13 protein-coding genes and 5 tRNA genes are annotated in these 15,612 nt (G+C 40.5%); 17 read left to right on the forward strand and 1 reads right to left on the reverse strand.

Annotated features, from left to right (window positions below):
- The first annotated feature begins 82 nt into the window (after positions 1-82).
- The 12 genes from OXT66_RS06080 to OXT66_RS06135 all read left to right on the forward strand — a co-directional run bounded on the left by OXT66_RS06080 (position 83) and on the right by OXT66_RS06135 (position 6,900).
- Positions 83-155 (forward strand) — tRNA-Asn (locus tag OXT66_RS06080).
- Between the two features lie 20 nt (positions 156-175).
- Positions 176-248, forward strand: a tRNA-Thr gene (locus OXT66_RS06085).
- 52 nt (positions 249-300) lie between these two features.
- Positions 301-373: transfer RNA gene (locus OXT66_RS06090), tRNA-Thr, on the forward strand.
- A 276-nt stretch (positions 374-649) separates the two neighbouring features.
- Positions 650-973 carry a PTS sugar transporter subunit IIB gene (locus OXT66_RS06095; RefSeq protein ID WP_268596495.1) on the forward strand — a complete coding sequence of 108 codons (324 nt, stop codon included), beginning with the start codon at positions 650-652 and terminating at the stop codon, positions 971-973.
- A 2-nt stretch (positions 974-975) separates the two neighbouring features.
- Positions 976-1,290 (forward strand): PTS lactose/cellobiose transporter subunit IIA, encoded by a 315-nt coding sequence (locus OXT66_RS06100; RefSeq protein WP_268596496.1) that lies wholly within the window; start codon positions 976-978, stop codon positions 1,288-1,290.
- A 191-nt stretch (positions 1,291-1,481) separates the two neighbouring features.
- Positions 1,482-2,978 carry a peptide MFS transporter gene (locus tag OXT66_RS06105; RefSeq protein ID WP_268596497.1) on the forward strand — a complete coding sequence of 499 codons (1,497 nt, stop codon included), beginning with the start codon at positions 1,482-1,484 and terminating at the stop codon, positions 2,976-2,978.
- A gap of 58 nt (positions 2,979-3,036) precedes the next feature.
- On the forward strand, positions 3,037-3,855 hold the full coding sequence (locus OXT66_RS06110) for a metallophosphoesterase (RefSeq protein ID WP_268596498.1): 819 nt from the start codon (positions 3,037-3,039) through the stop codon (positions 3,853-3,855).
- A gap of 79 nt (positions 3,856-3,934) precedes the next feature.
- Positions 3,935-4,017: transfer RNA gene (locus tag OXT66_RS06115), tRNA-Tyr, on the forward strand.
- Between the two features lie 10 nt (positions 4,018-4,027).
- Positions 4,028-4,099, forward strand: a tRNA-Gln gene (locus OXT66_RS06120).
- Between the two features lie 71 nt (positions 4,100-4,170).
- Positions 4,171-4,977, forward strand: a complete 807-nt coding sequence (gene proC, locus OXT66_RS06125; RefSeq protein WP_268596499.1) for a pyrroline-5-carboxylate reductase — start codon at positions 4,171-4,173, stop codon at positions 4,975-4,977.
- Between the two features lie 67 nt (positions 4,978-5,044).
- Positions 5,045-6,181, forward strand: a complete 1,137-nt coding sequence (gene nagA / locus OXT66_RS06130; RefSeq protein WP_268596500.1) for an N-acetylglucosamine-6-phosphate deacetylase — start codon at positions 5,045-5,047, stop codon at positions 6,179-6,181.
- Between the two features lie 14 nt (positions 6,182-6,195).
- Positions 6,196-6,900: a GntR family transcriptional regulator gene (locus OXT66_RS06135; RefSeq protein WP_268596501.1), complete on the forward strand. Its 705-nt coding sequence runs from the start codon at positions 6,196-6,198 to the stop codon at positions 6,898-6,900.
- Between the two features lie 16 nt (positions 6,901-6,916).
- Here the strand turns inward: OXT66_RS06135 and OXT66_RS06140 are convergent, their stop codons facing one another.
- Complete coding sequence (locus tag OXT66_RS06140) at positions 6,917-7,651, reverse strand: WecB/TagA/CpsF family glycosyltransferase (RefSeq protein ID WP_268596502.1); 735 nt, start codon at positions 7,649-7,651, stop codon at positions 6,917-6,919.
- A gap of 124 nt (positions 7,652-7,775) precedes the next feature.
- On the opposite strand from OXT66_RS06140, the gene OXT66_RS06145 reads away from it, so the two are divergent.
- From OXT66_RS06145 to OXT66_RS06165, 5 genes are all read left to right on the forward strand, one after another.
- Positions 7,776-9,239 (forward strand): nicotinate phosphoribosyltransferase, encoded by a 1,464-nt coding sequence (locus OXT66_RS06145; RefSeq protein ID WP_268596503.1) that lies wholly within the window; start codon positions 7,776-7,778, stop codon positions 9,237-9,239.
- A gap of 11 nt (positions 9,240-9,250) precedes the next feature.
- Entirely contained in the window at positions 9,251-10,075 is an 825-nt protein-coding gene (nadE, locus tag OXT66_RS06150; RefSeq protein WP_268596504.1) for an ammonia-dependent NAD(+) synthetase, read from the forward strand.
- Between the two features lie 190 nt (positions 10,076-10,265).
- Positions 10,266-12,935 carry a calcium-translocating P-type ATPase, PMCA-type gene (locus tag OXT66_RS06155; protein WP_268596505.1) on the forward strand — a complete coding sequence of 890 codons (2,670 nt, stop codon included), beginning with the start codon at positions 10,266-10,268 and terminating at the stop codon, positions 12,933-12,935.
- A 10-nt stretch (positions 12,936-12,945) separates the two neighbouring features.
- Positions 12,946-13,377 carry a hypothetical protein gene (locus OXT66_RS06160; RefSeq protein ID WP_268596506.1) on the forward strand — a complete coding sequence of 144 codons (432 nt, stop codon included), beginning with the start codon at positions 12,946-12,948 and terminating at the stop codon, positions 13,375-13,377.
- Between the two features lie 59 nt (positions 13,378-13,436).
- Complete coding sequence (locus tag OXT66_RS06165) at positions 13,437-15,605, forward strand: Tex family protein (protein ID WP_268596507.1); 2,169 nt, start codon at positions 13,437-13,439, stop codon at positions 15,603-15,605.
- Positions 15,606-15,612: the final 7 nt, after the last annotated feature.

The raw sequence follows: 15,612 nt of genomic DNA on the forward strand, positions 1-15,612 counted from the left end.
CACAGTAGTTAAGCTTCTGCACGCCGAGAGTAGTTGGGGGATCACCCCCTGCGAGGGTAGGACGTTGCCACGCTTTTTTTATTCCGGCATAGCTCAGTTGGTAGAGCACCTGACTGTTAATCAGGTTGTCGACGGTTCGAGCCCGCCTGCCGGAGTTGATTTACCTTTGTTTCATGCCGGCTTAGCTCAGTTGGTAGAGCATCGGTATCGTAAACCGAGGGTCACAGGTTCAAGTCCTGCAGCCGGCATATGAATAAGATCGCATAAAGAGTAGACGTAATNGATTTACCTTTGTTTCATGCCGGCTTAGCTCAGTTGGTAGAGCATCGGTATCGTAAACCGAGGGTCACAGGTTCAAGTCCTGCAGCCGGCATATGAATAAGATCGCATAAAGAGTAGACGTAATGTCTGCTCTTTTTTTGTCCATAATATTAAAGCAAAGCCCTTAAATCAGTTGATATTAAGTACTAACATCTATACCAATTTTTAATATATCATCAATATTCAAAATTGGTATAGATTCATTTTTAATATAAAATCTTTATATAAAGGCAAAAAATAAGATATTATCACTTGTGGTATATGTTTTAATTTGTTACTATACAGATGTAGATAAATTAAATCGATGAATGTAACGGAGGAAATAATAATGAAAACAGTTCTTTTAGTATGTGAAGCAGGTATTTCAAGTGATTTTTTGGCTAAGTCAGCTAAGATTTTTGTTGAAGGCTATCAAGCTCCTATTAACTATATAACTACAGATTTTGCAGAAGCCAATACATATTTAGATAATGATATTGATTTAATTTTAGTTGCTCCACAAGCTCAATATCATGATGAAATGGAAGAATTATCCAAGAGTGGTATTCCAGTTAGTCAAATTCCAGACGTTGTTTATGGTTGGGCTAATGGCGAAAAATTAGTTAAGTTCACGTTAAACGAATTAACCCTTCCTGAAGCACAAGCAATGTAATCATGGACATTGATGAATTAAATCAAATTTCGATGACGATGTTGTCTCGGGCGGGGAAAGCTAAACAACTTTTGAACCAGGCACTAGTTGCTATGGAACAATCTGAGGTTGATGAGGTAATAATTAGTAAATATTTGCAAGATGCTAAACAAACGCTGATAGAGGCTCATAAAGCCCAAAATCAAGCAATTAAGCATAGTGATACGTTAACTTACTCATTATTGTTTACGCACGCTCAGGACACATTAATGAATACTGAAGAGAGTTTATTTTTAGTTCAACACTTTATTAAAATTATAAATAGCAAACTAAAATGAGAAAAAATCAGACAAAATTAGAAAATGGCGACGTTTTCAATAGAAAAATTTGATTTTTTCTCATTTTTCTATTGTTTTACGATTTATTCAAGGCTATAATACTGTCTATGGTTTATTTGATAAACGAGAACTAAAAATATAATATTCGAAGCAATTATTATTATTCGGATTGACCCTGGAGGTATTACTTTATGCAAGATAAAACGCAAGAACGTTTAGACATGGAAAAAAAATCTGACGCTTCCTTCTTCGGCCAACCCCGTGGATTATCTACTTTGTTCTTTACTGAAATGTGGGAACGGTTTAGTTACTACGGGATGAGAGCCATCCTGTTGTACTACATGTACTTCAGTGTTTCCAAAGGTGGGTTAGGTTTCTCAGAAACCACTGCTGCTTCAATTATGGCGATTTACGGTTCATTAGTTTACTTATCATCAGTTGTTGGTGGTTATGTGAGTGACCGTTTGTGGGGAAGTCGTAGAACCGTCTTTTACGGTGGGATTCTTATCATGGCTGGTCATATTATTTTGGCCTTACCGATGGGGTCAGCCGCATTATTTGGTTCTATCGCATTAATCATTTTAGGGACTGGGCTATTAAAGCCAAACGTTTCTGAAATGGTAGGGGGTCTTTATACAGAAGAAGATACCCGTCGTGATTCTGGTTTTACCATTTTCGTATTCGGGATTAACTTAGGTTCCTTCGTGGCTCCATTATTAGTGGGTTACTTAGGAATGAACGTTAACTTCCACCTGGGTTTCTCATTAGCAGCTATTGGGATGGCCTTTGGTCTTCTTCAATACTACTTGGGTGGTAAGAAACACTTACCTAGTGGAAGTCTTTATCCTTCTGATCCATTGGAACCAGAAGACGCTAAGAAACTTTCTCTTCGAATCGTTATTGGAATCGTGGTCTTTGGCCTAATTCTATTAGTTCTTCAAATGATGGGCTCATTAAACATTAACAGCTTTATCACTCTCTTGAGTATCTTGGGTGTGCTTACTCCGATCGTTTACTTCATTATCATCTTGTCTAGCAAGAAGATTACCAAGACTGAACGGTCACGAGTGGTAGCTTACATTCCATTATTCATTGCCGCAGCTGTTTTCTGGGCTATTGCAGAACAAGGTTCAGTGGTATTAGCATTGTTTGCTGAAAACCAAACTAATAACCACTTCTTAGGCCTTAACATTCCTGCCGCTTGGTACCAATCATTAAACCCATTGTTCATCATGTTATACACTCCAATCTTTACCATTCTTTGGGTTAAATTAGGTAAACGCCAACCAAGTTCACCTACTAAATTCTCCACTGGGATGTTCTTTGCCGGTGCTTCATACCTTTTGATGGTATTACCAGTGATGATGTTTGGGGCTCATTCTAAAGTTAGTCCATTGTGGTTAGTAGGTAGCTGGGCAATTATTGAAATTGCTGAAATGTTGATTTCACCAGTTGGGTTATCTGTAACCACCAAGTTGGCTCCTAAGGCCTTCGAATCTCAAATGATGAGTATGTGGTTCCTAGCTAACGCAGCCGGCCAAGCCGTCAACTCTCAAATTGTTCGCTTCTTTACACCTGAAAACGAAATTGCTTACTTCACCATTATTGGTTTGGTAGCTATCGCGGCCGGAATTGTTTTAGCCTTGATGGTTAAACCAGTTAAGCGCCTTATGGAAGGTGTCAACTAAATAAAGTTTTAAAAAAGTGTTATCCTATGGGTAACACTTTTTTTGTGGGAGAAAAACATTGAAAATTGCCGTTTCTAGCGATATGCATTTAGATATTAATCATTTAGCAGTCAATGACGTTATCGACGCTCAGGCGGCTTATTTGCGTGCTCAGAGCGTCCGGTATTTTTTTATTGCTGGGGATACGTTTAATGACTTTACCTTAACTGAGGATTACGTAAAACGTCTGCAAGCAAAATTACCTACTACTACCGTGAAGTTTTTAGCGGGAAATCACGATATGCTGAGGGGGATAACGTATGATCAGCTAATGGCACAACCGGTACCGGAGTATTTTAACAATCAATTTGTTGATTTACCGGGAACTAATTGGCGAATTATTGGTAACAACGGGTGGTATGATTATTCTTTTGCTGATCAACTACAGCGTAGTCCAGAGCAATTCTGGCATTGGAAGAAAGCGTATTGGACTGATGGTCAAATTGATCAACCAATAACGGATCCTCAAAGAGAAACTTTAGTATTACAGCAAATTAAGTCTCAATTATCATCAGCACGAAAAGTTGGCAAACGAGTCGGATTAATCACCCATTTTGTACCCCACCATCACTTTATTCATTACACTAATGATGATCGCTTTTTTAACGTGGCAAATGGCATGTTAGGTAGTCGAAGATTAGAACAAACTATTGATCAGTATCACGTTCCGCTAGTGGTCTTTGGCCACCTACATAGACACTTTCAACCAATTACCATCAAGGATACTCGTTACTATAACCCGGCAATTGGGTATCGCGCGCATCGCCATGACGAGTGGCTAAAACGTGATTTTATCAGTGAGTGGAAGGCCCAAACAAATTTTTTTGAATTTTTTTGAGAAAAGTGGTTGACGAATCCTGGTTTATTTTGTATTATTATATTCGTTGGTTCGGTACGAAAGAACGAACGCAAGACATGGAGGGGTAGCGAAGTCTGGCTAAACGCGACGGACTGTAAATCCGTTCCTTCGGGTTCAGTGGTTCGAATCCACTCCTCTCCATTTTTAATATTGGGCTATAGCCAAGTGGTAAGGCAACGGGTTTTGATCCCGTGATGCGCTGGTTCGAACCCAGCTAGCCCAACTAAGTGATCACCAATGCGGAAGCGTTGGTGATTTTTTTATACCAAAAATTTAAGTTAGTGAGGTAAGATTATGAAAATTGGCTTTATCGGTGTCGGTGCAATGGCACAAGCAATTGTTCAGGGGCTTTTGCGAGCTGAATTCGTGCCAGCTTCAAATATTTTGGTTCATAGCGCTCGAAAGAATCATTACACGGCCTATGCTGATCAAAACGGATTAACAGCAGTGGCTTCAAATACTGAATTGGTAAAACAAAGTGATATCGTAGTTTTAGCGGTAGTTCCTAAAGTGGTTACTTCGGTATTAACTGAAATTAAATCAGCTTTAACTCCCAAACAAACGTTGGTTTCTATCGTTTCTGGTATCTCATTAGATCAATTAGCTCAAATGACTACTAATGACCAACCGATTTTACGCACCTTACCTAATATTAACTCTGAATTTGGGGCTGGCATGACGGCTGTAGCTGCTAACGATAATTTAACCGGGACTGCATTACAACAGGCTACAGATATGTTTGCTGCTACTGGAGAGGTTTTAGAATTAGCCGAGGATCAATTTGCAGTCTTTTCAGCTATCTCTGGTAGTGCGGTTGCCTACGTTGATTTCTTCATTGATGCTTTAAGCCGGGCAGGAGTAAAGTATGGGCTTAATAAACAGGTGGCGACAAAAATTGCTGCTCAAACTACTTTAGGATCTGCTAAATCACTGTTGGATGCTGATGTTAGTCCAGCAGAAATGATTGACCAGGTTTGTTCTCCAGGTGGCGACACCATTGCCGGGATCTTGGCAATGGAAAAAGCGGGCTTCTTAAGTTCTGTAGTTAGTGGAATTGATGCCACAATTGCCAAATCGACTGGAAAAACTGAAAGAGATTGAAATTTTGGTATAGACCATCTATAATTGATGATAGATTCCCACTGGGAAAAATTCAGGAGGTCTTACCATGAGTACTGTTTTGAAACACGCCAAAATTTATACCGGAGATCGGGTAATTGCAGATGGTTTCATTCGCTTTGGAGCCAAAATTGAAGCCGTAGGTCCAATGAGTGAATACGTAGCACTACCAGATGACGAAATTCATTATCTAAGAGATCGGGTGATCACCCCCGGTTTTATTGACGTGCATACGCACGGTGGCTACAGTTTCGATTCAATGGATGGTAATGCTGAAGAACTAGAGCAAATGGTTAATTTAATGGCTCAAGAAGGGGTTACCAGTGTCTTTCCTACCACAATGACCCAATCTACTGAAAACATTAATAACGCCATGAAGGCCATTAATGAAGTAGCCCAACACAATAAATTAATTCAAGGGGTCCACCTAGAAGGGCCGTTTATTGCGGCAATCTTTAAAGGTGCTCAACCTGAAAAGTATATTCAAGATCCTAATCCAGAACTCTTAGGTCAATGGAACGAACTTTCTGGTAACCGGGTTCGGTTAATTACTTACGCTCCAGAAGATAAGGGCGCTAAGGAATTTGAAGCTTACTGCTTGGAACATAATATTGTGCCTTCAGTAGGGCATAGTAACGCCACTAGAGAGCAACTTTTAAATAGTAAAGCAAGTCACGTAACCCATTTATACAATGCTCAGCGTGAATTTAAGCACCGGGAACCAGGAGTTACTGGCCATGCTATGTTAGAAGATAATATCTACACGGAATTAATTTGCGATGGCTTCCACATCGTTCCTGATATGATTAAGTTAGCTTATGAACAAAAGGGTCCCCACAGAATTGAATTGGTAACCGATTCAATGCGGGCTAAAGGGATGCCAGAAGGAATTAGTGAACTAGGCGGCCAAAAGGTTATTGTAAAAGATAAGCAAGCACGCCTAGAATCAGGTAATTTAGCTGGTTCAGTACTTCGATTTGACGATGCTTTCAGAAATATTATTGCATTTACTGGTTGTTCGATTGAAGAAGCTGTCTGGATGAGTTCTACTAATCAAGCTACCGAATTTAACTTACCTGAGAAGGGCCATTTGGAAGTTGGTTACGATGCTGACTTAAATGTATTTGACAAACAGCTACAAATTGAGCAAACTTATAGTTATGGTACAGCTGTAAGCGAAAAATAAAGGAGTGAGACGCTTTGGGGTTGCCAATTTATATTCAAATTCATAATGAAATCAAGCGCGATATTGAGAATGGGAAATGGCAAGTTGGTGACCGCATTCCGTCCGAGCGCGAATTGTCACTTAACTTTGGGGTTAGTCGGATGACGTTACGTCAAGCCATTCAAACGTTGGTTGACGAAGGAATTTTAGAACGCCGAGTCGGATCTGGGACATACGTTGCTAACCAAAAAGTTCAAGAAAAAATGTCTGGGGTAACTAGTTTTACTGAATTGATGGTGGCTTCCGGCAAGGAACCCGCTAGTAAAACTATTTCTTATCACACCATGGAACCATCGTTAAGTGAAATGGAAAAATTAAAGATTGATCAAGACGAACCCGTTTTACGAATGGAACGAATTCGTTACGGAGATGGAGTGCCCATTTGTTTTGAAGTGGCTACCGTCCCGGAAAAAATTGTTGCTGGTCTTGAGAAAAACGAAGTAACTAGTTCTTTATATCGGGCTTTAGAACAGAAAAAAGATCTGCGACTAGGTAAAGCTGAACAAACTGTCTCAGCGATGTTAGCTTCAGAACGAATTGCTGAATTTTTGGACATTAAGCGAGGAGACGCCATTTTACGATTGCGACAAATCTCTTATTTGCAAGATAATACGCCGTTTGAGTATGTACGGACTCAATACGTTGGCGATCGCTTTGAATTTTACCTGGAAAAGGGTTAATAAAAAGGAACCGAATTTATTTTCGGTTCCTTTTTATTTTGATCTGGGTCACTTTAACTAGATACTTGGGTAAAACCATTAGGCGGCCAATTCGTTTAGGATCGGATAAACCACGATAAAGCCATTCTAAATGAAGATCTTGCCATACTTGGGGAGCTCGTTTAACTGTCCCAGTGAGGACGTCAAAGGAACCTCCTAAACCAATCCAGACGGCATTGGCAGCGTGACGGTGCTTTTGGATAAATGTTTCCTGTTGGGGAAAACCAGTTGCAATAAAGACCATATCTGGTTGGGTAGTTGTGATTTCATCCACTAACGGTTGATCATCATCGAAGTAACCGTCGTGAATTCCGGCTACAACTAAATCAGGATAGTTATTTGCGAGAATCGTTTTTAATTTTTGAATAACTTCAGGCTTAGCTCCGATAAAGAAGGCGGACTTATGATTATTGTTGCCCCAAGTTAATAAATCAGTAAAAATATCATAGCCGGTGACCCGTTCTGGTAGTGGTGTATCTAGCATTTTAGCGCCAATGATAATTCCAATACCGTCCGCTACGATGGCGTCTGCACTTGAGATAGTTTTGCGGTATTCAGGATGCTGGTTAGCATACATTACAATTTCTGGATTAGCTGTGACAACAAAAGTATTTTGGTGATTGTTGATTTTAGTATGTAATTTTGAGGTGAATTCGGAGAGGGTAGTAACGTCAAATGGGATGTTTAAAATGGAAACGGTTTGCTTATTCATGAATTTTCCTTTCGCAAGTCATGTGAATTATTTCGTTTTAGGTTTTTTTCTGTCAAAATAATGATAGAATTAACTTATTGTACCTACTACTTACTTTAGATCTTCAAGGAGGATTTACGGGATCATGCCAGAAATTGACAATTTAACCCTTCATACGGACGCGTATGAAATTAATATGATGGATACTTATTTTGAACAGGGGATTGAAAATCGGCATGCTGTGTTTGAAGCCTATTTCCGCAAATTACCATTTGGTAACGGCTACGCGGTATTTGCTGGCTTGGAACACGTAATTGATTATATCCAAAATATTCACTTTACTGAAGATGATATCAGTTATTTGAAGTCAGTTGGCGACTATTCGCCAGCCTTTTTGGAATATTTAAAAAATTTTGAGTTTAAAGGAACTATCCGCTCCGCTTTGGAAGGGGATTTGGTTTTTAACAATGAACCAATCGTACAAGTCGAAGGTACGATTGCTGAGTGTCAATTAGTGGAAACGGCAATTTTAAACATTGTAAATTACCAAACCTTAATTGCTACTAAAGCTGCTCGCATTAGAACGGTTGCTGGTAGTGATCCGTTATTAGAATTTGGGAGCCGCAGAGCACAAGAAGTTTCGGCTGCTATTTGGGGGACTCGTGCTGCTATTATTGGTGGCTTTGATGCCACTTCTAATGTTTTAGCTGGTAAACAATTTGGGATTCCAATTAGTGGAACCCATGCGCATTCTATGGTGGAAGCTTATGGTAGTGATTATGCTGCTTTTAAAGCCTATGCGCAAACTCACCACGATTGTGTCTTCTTAGTAGATACTTATGATACTTTACGTAGTGGGATTCCTAGTGCCATTCGGGTAGCTCAGGAATTTGGCGATCAGATTGATTTTCAAGGGGTGCGAATTGATTCTGGAGATATGGCTTACATTTCTAAACGAGTTCGCCAAATGCTAGATGATGCTGGCTATCCTGATGCTAAAATTTACGCTTCCAATGATTTAGATGAACAAACCATTACCAGCTTGAAAATGCAGGGAGCTCGAATTGATATCTGGGGCGTAGGAACCAAAGTGATCACTGCATTTGACCAACCTGCTTTAGGCGCCGTTTACAAGATGGTCTCGGTAGAAGACGAAAATGGTGAAATGATTGACACCATTAAAATTTCTAGCAATGCTGAAAAAATTTCTACCCCCGGCAAAAAACAAGTTTGGCGCTTAACCGATAAAGCGGATGGCAAATCCGAAGGTGATTATGTGGCATTGGCCGATGAAGATCCACGAGAAGAAGATACCTTGTATCTATTCCACCCGCAATATACTTATATTAACCGGACCTTGGAAAACTTCACTGCTAGACCAGTATTGCAACCAATTTTTGAAGACGGCAAGTTAGTGTATGAATTGCCGACCTTACAAGAAATTACGGAATACGCTAAGGCTAATCGGCGGTCGCTATGGCCAGAATATAAGCGGGAATTAAATCCACAATTTTATCCGGTGGACTTGTCTAAAGAATGCTGGGACAACAAGAACCGAATCATTAAAAAAGTGCGCACTTACGTTGATTCTATCAATCCTAACGAATAGGAGGTTAACTAATGCGAACTAAACAAGCTGAAATTATTGCTACTTTACATGTTGCTACTAAAATCGATCCGCAAACAGAAATCAGAAGAACAATTGATTTCTTAAAAGAATACTTACGAGTTACCGGACTAAAGACGTATGTCTTAGGCATTTCTGGTGGTCAAGATTCTACGCTAGCTGGTAAATTAGCCCAATTAGCTGTTAACGAATTACGACAAGAAGATCAAGATATGGGCTATCAATTTATCGCTGTTCGATTGCCATATGGGGTACAGGCTGATGAGTCTGATGCGCTAGCCGCTATTGACTTTATCAAAGCCGATCAAACCATGCGAGTGGACATTAAAGCGGCTACGGATGCCGCCGTCCAGTCTTTGCAGACCAATCATTTGATGATTAGTGATTTTAATAAGGGAAATATCAAGGCTCGCCAGCGCATGATTGCCCAGTACGGGATTGCTGGTGAAACTAGTGGGGTAGTAATTGGCACGGATCATGCTGCGGAATCAGTTACCGGTTTTTACACTAAATTTGGGGATGGTGCCGCTGATATTACTCCGTTATGGCGACTCGATAAACGTCAAGGACGTCAAATGTTAGCAGAATTGGGAGCACCAGAACATTTATATGCTAAAGTACCAACTGCTGACTTGGAAGAAGAACGACCAGCCTTACCAGACGAAGTAGCATTGGGAGTTAGTTACGATGAAATTGACGATTACCTCGAGGGGCGTCCAGTTTCTGATCAAGCTGCTAAGACGATTGAGGGTTGGTACGACCGCACTGAACACAAGCGGCATTTACCCGTTACCATCTTTGATAATTTTTGGCGGTAGTTTTAAGTGACAAACTAAAAATTAACAGTTATAATAACTATAATCAAAAGGGAGTAACCGGCGGCCGTTGGCTGCGATTATCTCGTCAGCGTGAAACTTTACGGTTTCCGGGATGTCTTAAACGGTGAGACTTATGAATCCATATTTATGTGGGCTCATAAGTCTCTTTTTCTTTATAAGGAGGAAGCAGATGGCAAATCAAACTGAACAATTTTACCAGCAAGATAGCTCCACCGTTTTAAAAGCAATGCATAGTACTGAAACGGGTTTAACGGATCAACAGGTCTCAGAACGTCTTAATCAGTATGGACCTAATAAGTTGGTGGCTAAACGACGCACAACTTTAATCGAAAAATTTTTAGCACAGTTTAAGGATTTAATGATTATTATTTTGCTAATTGCGGCGGTTGTTGCCGGCATTGCCGGTGAACGTGCAGATGCCATCATTATTTTAACGGTGGTAATTTTAAACGCTGTCTTTGGAGTTTTTCAAGAAGCCAAAGCTGAAAATGCGATTGATTCCCTAAAGCAAATGGCTGCTCCCATGGCTACGGTGGTAAGAGCCGGCCACGAAACGCGGATTAATAGTGCTGAAATTGTCCCCGGCGACATTGTGTTACTAGAAGCTGGTGATATCATTCCGGCTGATATTCGTTTCTTAAGCGCCAACGCGTTAAAGGTTGAAGAAGCGGCGTTAACTGGTGAATCCGTTCCGGTTAACAAGCAAGTAGCTGCTATTGAAACCGCTGATTTACCATTAGGGGATCGTAAGGATTTAGGTTTTATGAACAGCAACGTTACTGCCGGCCGGGGATCAGGGGTGGTAATTGGTACTGGGATGCAGACGGAAGTGGGAAAAATTGCCACGATGTTAGATGCAGCTAGCGAAACCACTACGCCACTTCAAGAAAACTTGAAACAGTTAGGAAAAGTGCTGACCGTTTTAATTTTAATTATTGCCGTAGTGGTTTTCGGGATTGGAATGTTACGTGGTCAAGAATCAGTTTTAGATATGCTGTTAACTTCGATTTCATTAGCGGTAGCGGCTATTCCAGAAGGCTTACCAGCGATCGTTACCGTTACGTTAGCGTTAGGAACCCAACAAATGGCCCGTCATAAAGCATTGATTCGAAAATTACCAGCAGTGGAAACTCTGGGAAGTACCGACATTATTGCTTCTGATAAAACTGGGACACTGACTCAAAATAAAATGACGGTTGAAGCGGTATTTGTGAATCAACAATTTCATGGCGACGTAACTCAAGATTATGAAACAACTAAACCGTTAACGGCTGTGATGCTGTTAAATAACGATACTAAATTTGATAATGGTCAGCTCCTGGGGGATCCAACGGAAACGGCACTAGTTCAGTACTATTTAGATCAAAATTTAGAAGTGGAACAGTATATTAAAGAGAGACCACGGCTGGCAGAAATTCCGTTTGATTCGGAACGAAAACTTATGACGACGTTTAACCAATTACCAGACCAACGAATTTTGGTAACTTTTAAGGGGGCACCCGACCAATTACTCAAACGAGTAACCCAGATTGATGTCGATGGTCAGGTCCGTCCCATTACTGATGCAGATCGTGAATTAATCTTGGCAACCAATCATGATTTAGCGTCTGAAGCATTACGGGTACTGGCAATGGCATACCGAATTACCGACCAAGTACCAGCGGAAGCTGAGTTAACTTCTGAAAGCCAAGAACGTGATATGGTATTCGTTGGGTTAATCGGGATGATTGATCCAGAACGACCAGAAGTGTATCAGGCAGTTAAAGAGGCCAAGGCAGCTGGAATTGCTCCAATTATGATTACTGGTGATCATAGTGATACTGCCGGGGCCATTGCTGCTCGCTTAGGAATTTTAGATAATCAACGCGGTAAGGAACAAATTTTAACTGGGGCTGAATTGGACGAACAAAGTGATGCTCAATTTGAGCAAAACGTGGCTAAGTATACGGTATATGCACGAGTAGCCCCAGAACATAAGGTTCGGATCGTAAATGCTTGGCAGAAAAAGGGCAAGGTAGTTGCTATGACTGGTGATGGGGTTAATGATGCCCCAGCGTTAAAGGCAGCCGATATTGGAATTGGCATGGGAATTACCGGAACTGAAGTATCTAAAGAAGCCAGTGACATGGTACTAGCCGACGACAATTTTGCTACTATCGTTACCGCAGTTAAGGCCGGTCGTAAGGTGTTCGCTAATATTCAAAAAGCGTTGCAATACCTGTTATCAGCTAACTTAGGCGAAGTGCTAACCTTATTCGTGATGACTTTGATGGGGTGGCAAATTTTGGCACCGGTTCAAATTTTATGGATTAATTTGGTGACCGATACTTTTCCAGCCATTGCTCTGGGAGTTGAGCCAGCGGAACCAGGAATTATGAATCGTAAACCACGAGGTAGGAAGTCTAATTTCTTGTCCGGTGGGGTAATGAGTAATATCTTATATCAAGGGATATTAGAAGGGGCGATTACTTTAGGAGTTTACGCCTTTGCAATTACTTTTCCGGTACATCACAGTCCGGAATTAGCTCATGCAGATGCATTGACCATGGCTTACGCCACCTTAGGTTTATTACAGTTATTCCATGCAGTTAACTCTAAAACCATTCACCAATCTATCTTTAAGGTAGGAGTGTTTAAAAATAAATTCTTTAACTGGGCCTTGCTTAGTTCAGCGATTTTATTGGTGTTAACAATTGCAGTTCCTGGCTTTAACCAACTCTTCCATGTGACCGAATTAACAGCTTTTCAATGGTTAATTGTTGTATTCGGTGGTATCCTTATGGTATTAGTTGTAGAAATAGTGAAATTGGTTCAACGAAAAGTATTTCACTTAGAATAGGAGAATGATAATGAAACAAGCTAATGTTCAAGTTTATGCGGGGGTTTTATCACAAGTCATTGATTCCACTACTCAAAATGGTTCTGACTTAAACGATGACTTTGAAATTTTAAGAAAAGCTGTTGATGACAACAAAGTAGCGGATATTGATACTGCTGAATTAACTAAGATTCAAAAGCATTTCCAAGAGGGAACTGATATTTACAAGGAAAACCTCTTAAAATTAGAAAAAGTGGCGGTACCGGTTAAAATTTTGGGTCGCCACAAACAATTAATTAAGCATTATGAAGACTATACTAACGCTTGCCAGGCCATGACTGACAGCATCAATCCGGAAGCTAACAGTGTGGTAGTTGATATGTTTAACCAATCAGAAAAAGACCAAGAAGCTGCCATTGCTGCTATTTCGAACACTACTAGTCGAATTATGAGCGCAATGTAATTACTACATTAACGATTACCAGTTGGTAGTCGTTTTTGTTTCGCAAAAAGGAAGGTACTATGGCTGATCAAAAACTAACTCAACAAATTTTAACCCAGCTGCCGGAATTAAAGGCAGCTCAAATTAATGCCACCCTCGATATGCTAGGAGAAGGTGACACTGTTCCATTTATTGCTAGGTACCGAAAAGAACGGACTCAGAATTTAGATGAAGTCCAAATTCGGGCGATCATGGATACTGCCAACCAAATCCAAACGTTAAATAAACGTCGGGCGGATATTTTAAAACGAATTGAAGAGCAGGGGGCTCTCACCCCTAAGTTACAGCAAGCGATTAATGCTGCTGATAAAATGCAACAATTAGAAAACTTATATCTGCCATATAAACAAAAACGACGGACTAAGGCCACGATCGCTAAGGAATTGGGATTAGCGCCAATTGCGGAAGCCGTTTTTAAATTCGCTCCCCAATTAGATTCGCAAATTAATCAAATGATTAATCATAGCCCCGAATTACCGGATCGCGAAGCCGTTTTAGCTGGTGTCCACGAAATATTAGCCGAAACAATTAGTGAGCATGCTCAATTTCGGGATTGGATTTTAACTGCTACTCAAAAAAACGGTAATTTGGTAGTTAAAGTCAAAAAAGGCAGGCAAGAAAAAGATGAAGAGGGCAAGTACGAGCAGTATTATGACTTTAATCAACGACTCAAAGCTATTCCGGGATTTCGAACTTTAGCCATTAACCGCGGTGAAAAAGAGGGCATTTTAACCGTTAAGGTCGAGGCTAATACTGATGAAATTATTAATTACTTGCAATTTAAGTTAATTCAAAAACGTTCAGGTTTGGCAGCGGATTTACTTAATGAAGCTATCGATGCCGCTTATAAACGTTTTATTGGTCCAGCAATTGAACGAGAAATCCGGAATGAATTGACAGAAACTGCAGAAACTCACGCGATTACCGTTTTTGGAGAGAATTTATATCATTTATTAATGCAAGCCCCTTTAAAGGGAAAGATTGTTATGGGCTTTGATCCTGCTTACCGGACTGGATGTAAGCTGGCGATTATGGACGCTAACGGTAAATTTTTAGCCAAACAAGTCATTTATCCGCACAAACCTGCTGCCACCAGCAAACGAGAAGCCGCAATGCCAGCCTTTATTGATTTACTAGAGAAGTATCAAGTAGAAATGATTGCGATTGGTAACGGAACCGCTAGTCGAGAATCAGAACAATTTGTAGCGGAAGCTTTGAAAAAAATTAAGCGACCAATTTATTACGTAATTACTAATGAAGCCGGTGCTTCTGTTTACTCGGCTAGCCAAGTAGCTCGGGATGAATTTCCAGATTTCAACGTGGAAGAACGGTCTGCCGTTAGTATTGGCCGAAGAATTCAAGATCCACTGGCAGAATTAGTTAAAATTGACCCGCAAGCCATTGGGGTGGGCCAATATCAACATGATGTGTCCCAAAAACAGTTAACAGCTCAACTAGATCAAGTGGTCGAAACAGCGGTTAACCAAGTAGGGGTAAACGTTAACACGGCTAGTCCGGAGTTATTAATTCACATTTCGGGATTAACCAAGACCACGGCCCAAAATATCGTTAAATTCAGAAACGAAAATGGACCGTTTGCTTCTCGAAAAAATTTAGCTAAGGTTCCCCGACTAGGTCCCAAGGCATACGAACAATCGGTAGGTTTTTTAAGAATTATTGGAGGTCGATCACCGTTAGATAATACTGACATTCATCCAGAAAGTTATCCCCAAACGTTGGCTTTGCTGCAGGAGTTGGGATTAACGGAGGCTGATTTAGGTACTGAAGAATTAAAAGATCACCTAAACCAAATCGATATTGCCACAGTTAGTCAAAAGTTAGCAATCGGTGAACAAACGTTAATTGATATTATTGCTAGTTTGCAACACCCTGGACGAGATTTACGAGACGAGATGCCAGCGCCACTTCTAAGACAAGATGTCTTAACGATGGCAGATTTAAAACCAGGGATGAAGTTACAAGGAACGGTTAGAAACGTGGTCGATTTTGGGATATTTGTGGATATCGGAGTGAAACATGACGGTTTGGTGCATATTTCCAAGATGAGTGATCACTACGTTAGTTCTCCAGCTAAATTAGCCTCGGTGGGCGACATTGTGACGGTATGGATAGATTCAGTAGATGAAAAACGTAATAGAATTCAGTTAACGATGGTGGCTCCTGAATAGGAGAACA

The organism is Lentilactobacillus senioris (genome assembly GCF_026798195.1).
Classification (GTDB): Bacteria; Bacillota; Bacilli; order Lactobacillales; family Lactobacillaceae; genus Lentilactobacillus; species Lentilactobacillus senioris_A.

Excerpts from the sequence above, each read along its gene's own strand:
- OXT66_RS06165 (WP_268596507.1), top strand. The coding sequence starts at position 13,437 with ATGGCTGATCAAAAACTAACTCAACAAATTTTAACCCAGCTGCCGGAA.
- OXT66_RS06145 (WP_268596503.1), top strand. The coding sequence starts at position 7,776 with ATGCCAGAAATTGACAATTTAACCCTTCATACGGACGCGTATGAAATT.
- OXT66_RS06160 (WP_268596506.1), top strand. The coding sequence starts at position 12,946 with ATGAAACAAGCTAATGTTCAAGTTTATGCGGGGGTTTTATCACAAGTC.
- nadE (WP_268596504.1), top strand. The coding sequence starts at position 9,251 with ATGCGAACTAAACAAGCTGAAATTATTGCTACTTTACATGTTGCTACT.
- OXT66_RS06105 (WP_268596497.1), top strand. The coding sequence starts at position 1,482 with ATGCAAGATAAAACGCAAGAACGTTTAGACATGGAAAAAAAATCTGAC.
- OXT66_RS06155 (WP_268596505.1), top strand. The coding sequence starts at position 10,266 with ATGGCAAATCAAACTGAACAATTTTACCAGCAAGATAGCTCCACCGTT.
- nagA (WP_268596500.1), top strand. The coding sequence starts at position 5,045 with ATGAGTACTGTTTTGAAACACGCCAAAATTTATACCGGAGATCGGGTA.
- proC (WP_268596499.1), top strand. The coding sequence starts at position 4,171 with ATGAAAATTGGCTTTATCGGTGTCGGTGCAATGGCACAAGCAATTGTT.
- OXT66_RS06095 (WP_268596495.1), top strand. The coding sequence starts at position 650 with ATGAAAACAGTTCTTTTAGTATGTGAAGCAGGTATTTCAAGTGATTTT.
- OXT66_RS06100 (WP_268596496.1), top strand. The coding sequence starts at position 976 with ATGGACATTGATGAATTAAATCAAATTTCGATGACGATGTTGTCTCGG.
- OXT66_RS06140 (WP_268596502.1), bottom strand. The coding sequence starts at position 7,651 with ATGAATAAGCAAACCGTTTCCATTTTAAACATCCCATTTGACGTTACT.